The organism is Geitlerinema sp. PCC 9228 (genome assembly GCF_001870905.1).
Lineage (GTDB): Bacteria > Cyanobacteriota > Cyanobacteriia > Cyanobacteriales > PCC-9228 > PCC-9228.
Genome location: NZ_LNDC01000101.1, coordinates 63,613 through 71,908 on the forward strand (window position 1 = coordinate 63,613; position 8,296 = coordinate 71,908).

Here is an 8,296-nt window from a genome sequence, read left to right on the forward strand (position 1 = left end):
AATCGGCAGCAATCCCCATTATTGAAATCAAGAAAAACAAGCTCAGACTTGGACAATAAAAACTATAAAACGAAAAAACTTGTTTGAAAAGTAGTCATTGGTAACTTTGCAAAAACTTTAAAAACCGGTCGTTTTCGTAAATTTTTGCTAAAGGAGCAGAATCAAACAGCTGTTTTCTTGGGAGTATAAATTCCCAATTCCTTATATTGCAAGGGTTTTGGAGATTCTCCTAACGTCAGAGCGAGGAAATATTTTGTCGTTCTGTCGGTGCCTGGCAAGAGCTTCCATTCCCTTCAGGGGGGTTCTGCTGGGAAAGGTTTACCAAGATAAAAATGATTTTTATATGATTTTGTTAATTTTTTAGAAGTTTTCCGTAAAAATAGGGGATGATTTCGAGAGACTATAAAAGGGGGATAGCCAGCCGCGATCGCACAGCCAGCTGCCAGTGGATGAAACCGCCGCAGCATCTGCTTTTCGCTTGATTCGTTAATAGAAAATCCAGATTTTGGTTTCCAGAGAAGTGTCGGGGAGAGCCAGCCACAGTTCTAGTTTGTGGGGATTTGGCGAGAATTTTTCCGCCCCGATTCTCCGTATATTTGGTGAGACTTTATCAAAGCTTTAAATGGAAAATGCCATGTTTGCGTAACCATACTGAATTTTCAAAATCTTTCCAAATTTTCCGTAAAAAGGGTGGACAATAACCTGAGAGAGATAGTAGAAAGGAAAATATCAAGACTCTGATTTGCGATCGCTCAAGTCCTGGGTTTAGCGATGCGGAGCCTATTATTTTCCCAGCTGCCATCAGAGGTGCATCAGCCATGTTCGACTTTCTCTCTTCCAAACAAAAACGTTCGCGCCGAGCCGCCAACCGCGAAGAAAACGCCCCAAATTCCCAAAAACAAGAGGCATTGCAGGGATTTGCTCTGGAACCCATCCTCACCCCCAGCGGTGGTGTGGATGGTGAGGAGTTAGACCCCGCAATCTTACAAGGAGATTCCCCAAGCGACGACGCACAGGTACCTGAGTTACCAGATGAAGAAGATACAGCAAGTAGTGAAGGGGAAGACCCCATACCTGAAGAAGATTTAGAAGAAATTGAGTTTGTAAGCGACGAGGAAGCTAGCGACGAAACCGTTAGCGATGGCGAAAGCAATACCACCACCAGCAGCGAATCCGATTCATCGGCAGAAAACACAGAAACCGCTAGCAGCAGCGATTCGGAAACCAGCAGCAACAGCGAATCGGATTCTCAAGAAACCACGAAAACCAGCAGCGAAACCGACAGCGAAGATAGCGAAAGCGAGATAGCAGCAGACTCGGAAAAATCTTCTCCTAGCAGTGAGGAAAACAGCGATACCACCAGTTCCGAATCGACAGACGATAGCAGTTCGACGGATAGCAGCGATGCTTCCGAAACTTCTGAAAGTGAGACCACCGCAAAAACCAGCGAAGAATCGGCAGAAGATAGCGAGAGTCAACTAGCCGATAGCAGCGATGCTTCCGAAACTTCTGAAAGCGAAACCACCGCAAAAACCAGCGAAGAATCGGCAGAAGATAGCGAAACTACCACGGTAGAAAGCAGCGATTCGGAAAAAGCGGAAGAAACTGAGACCACCGCAGAAGAAAGCAGTTCCGAAGATAGCGACACTACCACCGAAGAAAGCAGCGATTCGGAAAAAGTGGAAGAAACTGAGACCACCGCAGAAGAAAGCAGTTCCGAAGATAGCGACACTACCACCGAAGAAACCGACGAAACCACAGAAGCCAGCAACAGCGAAGATAGCGAAAGCGACACCGCCGAAAGCGAAACCTCTCCTGTGGAATACACCACCGGGAAATTCACCGTGGATGAAAGCGGTCAAATTGGCGTAGATTATTTATTTGACGGCGGCGGTTACGAAGGCGAAGTTGCCATCTTTAGCCTAGAAGGCATGGAAGAAATTCAACCCGGCAGCCGCGAATTTATCCAAGAAGCCGCCAATCGTGCCGCTAGTGACTCCGAATCCGGTCACATCGTCATTTCCGACCAAGACGAAGGTGCCAAATTTGAAGGTCGTCTGGGAGAAGAAAATCAAAACGCCGGTAGCTACCAAAGCGTGAAAACCTTCCAGATGAAACCAGGGGATGAATTTGGCGTCATGTTGGTTCCCAATGGTCGAGTTAGCGATGTGGTAGACAATCCCGACGTGGGTGGTGACGAGAAACCCCTGTTTTCTCTGAAGACAGCCAATCCCAACGATGGTTTGCACTTCGGTCAGATTGTGGATGTAACGGGAGAAGGGAACACCTTTGCCATGGAAGACTGGCGGGTGGATGAAAATAGCGATCGCGACTACAATGACGTTATCTTCCAAGTACGGGGTGCCAGCGGAGAAGCACCATCCATGGATGAGATGGTCACCTCAGGAAAAGACTGGCGAGGCAAAGATTTAGGGAAAGCCTTAATCGAATACACCAAACCCTACATTACCCCAGAAATGCCGGATGCTGGTGGTGAAGCCGACAGTGGCGATACCAGTGCTGGTAGTTCCGACAGCAGCGAAAGCACCCCATCCGATAGCGAAACCACGGAAGATTCCCAACAAACCGTAGTAGAAGACAACCCATCCTCTTCTGATTCCGATTCCGAGGCAGATAGCAGCCAAGAAACCACCGAAGATAGCGAAGCTGCGGTCAAAGAAGATTCCCAAACATCCCAACAGACAACACCTGCTGACGAGTCAACCGAAGATTCCTCCGCAACGTCGCAACCAGAAACGGAAGAATCTAGTCAAGAACCATCTCAGCAAACAGAAGAAACTGCAGTTTCCGAAAAATCTAGCGAAACCAGCACTTCTGACGAATCCGGTAAAGAACCATCCAGCGAAGCATCTGCCGAAACGGAAGAAACTGTGGTTTCGGAAAAATCTAGCGATAACTCCGCCGAAAAATCTCCCGAAACCAGTACTTCGGAAGAATCCAGCCAAGATTCGCCAGCAGCATCGCAGCCAGAAACGGAAGAAATCGCTACTTCTGAAGATTCCCAACAACAAACGCAAACATCTCCAGAGAAAGTGGTTTCGGAAAAATCCAGCGAAACTTCCCAGCAACAACCATCTTCCGAATCTGAGAAAACCGTTGCTTCCCAAACCCAAAACTCCTCTAAAGACAGCGAAGCCACCCAAGTTTCCCAAGGATCCACCGACAAGTCTGCGGATACCTCTGCCGACACCTCTTCAGACAGCAAACCAACGGAAACTTCCTCTAAATCGGTGGATCGATCCGAGGAAACTTCCCAAGAAACGGAAGAATCCAGCCAATCTTCCCAGCCAGAAACGGTGGCTTCTGAAGAAACCACTTCCGAAAGCGACAGTAGCGGTAGCGAATCTGGGGATAGCCAAGAAACCACTGCCGGCGACAGTAGCGACGATGGTTTTGACCCAGAGACGGTTACCTACGAAGATATGCCAGCCGATGTAGGTGACGGCAGTAGCGAAACCACGGTGGCTGAATCTGGCGATACCGAACAACTGGATAATGCCAACGACGGCGATGCGGCGGCAGACTCTTCCTCGTCACCAAACCAGCAAAGCGAAACCGAAACCACCTCGCCTGCGGAAACGAAACGGAGTATCGAGGAAAAATTAGCCACAACGCCGGCTAGTCAGTTTGAATCTCCTAAAGCCGACCAACCCCTGGTTGGTGTTATCGACACCGGCTTTGCTGGCAACAATCCAGATATTAACTACGATAACGTCACCCTGGGTCAAGACCGCGTGGATGGGGATGACAATCCCTTGCTAGAGAAAGGCGAAGGCAACCAACACGGTACTCACACCCTGGGATTGATTTCCGCACAGCAAAACAATGGTGAAGGCATTGATGGTATTAACGACGAAGCACCGGTTTGGTTGGGTCGCGGCGTTGGCGGCAACAATTGGGAAGAATCTTTGAATGAGTTTGTTGACCAGGTGCAAGAGTCGGGTCGCGAGAATGCTGTGGTCAATTTGAGTATGGATTTGACCCAAACTGACGAAGATGGCAACGTTACTACTCGCTACGAGTTGACGCCAGAGGAACGGAAAGCGTTGGAATACGCACGGCAGAACAACGTGGCGGTTGTGGTTGCGGCTGGCAACGATGGCGGCGTAATGTCAGCTTTGGGTCAAGCTTCCCAAGAGTTTGACAATCTGATTACCGTGGGTGCGGCGGAAGAAACTGATGCAAGTGTTTCGGATGCTCGCGGACACGAACGTGCGGATTATTCCAGTTACGGACGGACGTTGGATATTGTCGCTGAAGGTGGCACGGAAGATGATGGGGTGTTTTCGACGGTAGGCGATGGTGTGGGCACCATGAAAGGATCTTCGGTAGCCACGGCGAAAGTAACAGGTGCTGTGTCTCAAGTTTGGGCTGCCAATCCGGATTTAAGCTACCGTCAGGTTTTGGATTTGCTGAAGGATACGGCTACTGACTTGGATAATCCCAATTGGGACGAACAAACCGGTGCTGGTTTGCTGAATATAGCGGCGGCTGTGAATTTGGCACGGGTGACGACACCCCAAGAGTACGATCCGGAACCTCTGTTTGCTCCCGATAGTTGGAGCGGTGAAGGCGAGGTTACAGCAGGAGAACGAGCAGTTGATTTCAATTATGACATCACACATGAATCCTTTGATGGTACGGTGGCTCCCATTGGTCACCCTTGGTATGGCGTAGCCTACCGTCGCAGTCCAGAGGTTGATGATAAATGGGGCTCGGGAATGGCTGCTGTCAGTGATAAGTACCTGGAATTCGATGCCTGGACTTATGGGGAAGCTGTAAACGATTTCTGGACCGGCAAAGCGGATGAGTTATGGTATCGCATTGCTGGAACTGACTACTGGGTACCTAGTGCCTATATTTATGGCTATCCCAATAGTGGACCTTCCATTCAGGCACCGGAAGAATCTACATCACCCGATCCAGGTTCGTCTGGCTCCCTTCCCAATCCCATCTTGTCTCAGAAAGGAGCAGCATACTTTGAAAATCGTCCACAATACTATACCTATGGCAATATCTTTGCTCAATCCATGTATGGTTCCAGCTTAGTGGACAATACCGGTAACACGGAAGGAAATTGTACTTGGTACGCTCACGGTCGCGTTCTTGAGCTTGGTGGCAATAAAGCTGCATTACAGTCCATGACTGGGAATGCCAACGAATGGCACCATCAAAGTTCCAATGGAACGCAAATTGTCTCCAATCCTCAACCAGGTGATATCGCACAGTGGACAAGCAATGGAGCCAATCATGTTGCTGTTGTCGAACGTGTGAATTCCGACGGTACAATCGTCATCTCCGAATCTCATTGGAAGACGAACTGGGACGGTGGTGGTGAAGGTACGCTTCATAACGTTCGGACAATTTCAGCTAACGATCCCGACCGTTTCCTTCGCGTGCCTGGCGTTCAAGTTGATAATGATAGCAACCAACCTCCCGCTGAAAACATTGGTCCCAAACCAGGATATGTTAATGACAATGTGGGCAGTGTTTCTTTGAATTTCCGCAGCGGTCCGTCTGTGAATGATTCCATCATTGGTAAGTTACCAAAAGGAAGCGAGCTGACTATCCTGGAAGAAGTATCTGGTGGTGAATATCCAGGCGATCGCACAAAATGGTACAAGGTTGAGGCTAAAGATAAGACAGGTTACGTAGCTGCTTATTACGTTACGGAAGGTTCCGATGAAGAGGTACCACCGCAGCCTGGTCATGGGGGAGTTCCTCACGATGCAGGGAATCATATAGAAACGCAAGAAAGTAGCAACGGTGTCGTCACTCATTATTACGAAAACGGACATTTGGTCCTTCAGCCTAATGGTCAAAAATCTTGGTACGAAAAAGGAGATGGTGGCGACTCCAGCGATTCAACATCACCTAATCGCAGTAAAATAATCAAGGAACCATTGGAGGATCAACCAAATTTTGAAGAAGCCAATAAAAAATTAGCTGATAAAGGTACAAGTGAGAAGAAAGCGTTACCTTGGAATAAGCTACATTTGCCATATCTCAAGAATAGACTAAGAGACGAGATTGCTGATAGCTTTGAGGTGGTTTTGGGCTGGAAAAATGCGGCTCGACATTTAAGGCATTATCTTAACAATACAGGTAGCCCTATAGAGGATCTAAATGTTGATTCGATGATACAAGATTTACCTGATTTTAAGGAGGTAATAGAAGAGGATATAAAGGATCTTGCTAATCGTGCTCGAAGAAAAATTAAATCTCTTGGTGTTCATAACAATTTAGAGTTTTCTGTTAGTATGCCTTGGGATTTGGATACAAAATTTTACGCCCAAAAACATAAAAGCAAGGATTGGTTTTATGCGCTAGGTGGATTTTATTACAGAATTACAGGCGTCATCAATTCTGTTCCTTCTGGTTCAGGCTCTTCAGATGTTACTGCTAATTTCAAGGTACATGTTTTTGACCGCTATAACTGGGATGAGAAAAAGAAAACTAATATTATGGGGATAGAGATAACTGATAAATTTATGGGTGAATTTCACAAGTATGGCCTGGCAAATGAATATAACATAACTGGTTCTAGTACGAGTTTACAGTATCATTGGAATTTTCCAAACGATACGATTTTTTCAAATGGTAAAAAGATACATCTTAAAAATTCTAGGACTAATAGAAGAAATTGACGAGTCCCACAATCAAAACGAATAGCGATCGCTTTTCCCAAACTCCCAAAACCAAACACGCGATCGCTCCATTTCTCAACCGAGCGATCGCTTTTTTCTACAAATCCACCAAAACCATCCACACTAGAACAACCAGCCAAACATTCGCACCGGCATAATTTCCCAATCCAATCCCTCTAAAACCGGTAAAACTTCCTCTCCTTGAAATACACTAAAATAATTTTGCCCTTTGCCAACTTCGGAAAAACGCGATCGCATAACGATAACAATTTTCTCCCCTGGGTCAATCAACCAACCCAATTGACTGCCTGCCTGCAAACAAATGTGCATCTTGGCAATAATTTTTGTCGTACTTTGGTTGGGAGATAAAATTTCAACGATCCAAGGTGGGGCACCCACAAATGGAGAATTTCCAGTTGGTATTTGCTCTCGCCGCATAACCACAATATCGGAAACAATAGAATGCGGTTCTACCATACAACGTAGTTTGGGAAATGCTTCGTAAGGAGAATCACAAGCATCGATCGCTGCCACCAAACGTTTCTGAAGAATGCTATGGTAAGCTGTTGGCATGGGTTTTTGCCTGGGAACCTGGTCAACCAATTCCCAAGCTGGCGATTCGTCAATTTCCGGCAACTGAAGAAATTCTTGCAGGCTGAGTTGGCGACTGGTTATTGCCATACGCTTTCTGAAAAGGCTTTATATTGTTCCATTGTAGCACTGTTTTTTATAAGCGGAATGGTTGTACTTTTTTCATGCGATCGCATTTCCCCAAATCCCAAAACCAAACACGCGATCGCGATTATTAGATAAACTCTATGTAATTCTTCATGTCTAATGGTTCGAGAACTTCCCAAATTAAAATTAATTCACGTATAATTTCACCAATTGAGCGAGTATTTTGGTGGCAATACACAATGCCATAATGCTCTCTTCCCTGTTTGTGAATCGCTAAAAAATCGTCGTCTTGGGTAAAAATTCACGCTGTTGGAAAATAATAAAAGCTAATTGTTCTTCATCAACCGTTCGACTTGCTCCTCCAAGTGAAATCGAATTTTAACCAAAACCTTATCCTTTTAATTTTTGCTGTACTTTAGAAGGAATTTCAGCTTGTAACTGTCGTACAAAAGCTTCACTATCTCGAATTTGTTGTCGAATTTCTTCAAAATGGTCGTGATAATAAGCTAAGGCTGCGTAAACATCAGCTAACGTAATGGTAGGATGCCGCGAGACAATTTCATCGGGAGACATTCCCATTTGTTCGTGCCAAATGACAACGTCTTGAACTCGAATCCGATGACCGGCAATACGGGGTTTGCCACCACAGATGCCTGGCGTGATTTCAATATGTTCTGAAATAACTGCCATTATCAAATCTCCTCAAAGTTATGCCCTATCGGTGAATATATCCCAAAATTGTTTTGATTGCATCAGTTCTTGCGATCTCACTCTTTAAAATTATATTTCCCAAACGCGATCGCGATTCTCCAAATTCTGCAAACAAAATGCGATCGCTCCTTACCGAAATCCGATTGGGAACTACTGGGAAGGGGGCAACCACGGGGGGTTGCCCCTACGGAATTTGTGGTTTTGATGTGGCTTGATTATGGCAAAAATTTGTTTTGGAA

At 46.1% G+C, this 8,296-nt stretch carries 4 protein-coding genes; 2 read left to right on the forward strand and 2 right to left on the reverse strand.

Annotation, left to right across the window (positions count from 1 at the left end):
• Positions 1–818 precede the first annotated feature (818 nt).
• Positions 819–6,668, forward strand: coding sequence for a S8 family serine peptidase (locus AS151_RS22805; RefSeq protein ID WP_071516960.1), 5,850 nt, complete (start codon positions 819–821; stop codon positions 6,666–6,668).
• 123 nt (positions 6,669–6,791) lie between these two features.
• On the opposite strand, the gene AS151_RS10270 is transcribed toward AS151_RS22805, so the two are convergent.
• Together AS151_RS10270 and AS151_RS10275 are read right to left on the reverse strand one after the other, a co-directional pair.
• Positions 6,792–7,349: a Uma2 family endonuclease gene (locus tag AS151_RS10270; RefSeq protein WP_071516961.1), complete on the reverse strand. Its 558-nt coding sequence runs from the start codon at positions 7,347–7,349 to the stop codon at positions 6,792–6,794.
• A 387-nt stretch (positions 7,350–7,736) separates the two neighbouring features.
• The gene (locus AS151_RS10275; RefSeq protein WP_139240604.1) at positions 7,737–8,042 is read right to left on the reverse strand and encodes a DUF433 domain-containing protein; all 306 of its coding nucleotides are present in this window, start codon (positions 8,040–8,042) and stop codon (positions 7,737–7,739) included.
• 63 nt (positions 8,043–8,105) lie between these two features.
• Between AS151_RS10275 and AS151_RS22520 the strand changes: the two genes are divergently transcribed.
• On the forward strand, positions 8,106–8,296 hold a 191-nt coding region (locus AS151_RS22520), incomplete at its 3' end, for a hypothetical protein (protein ID WP_211517568.1).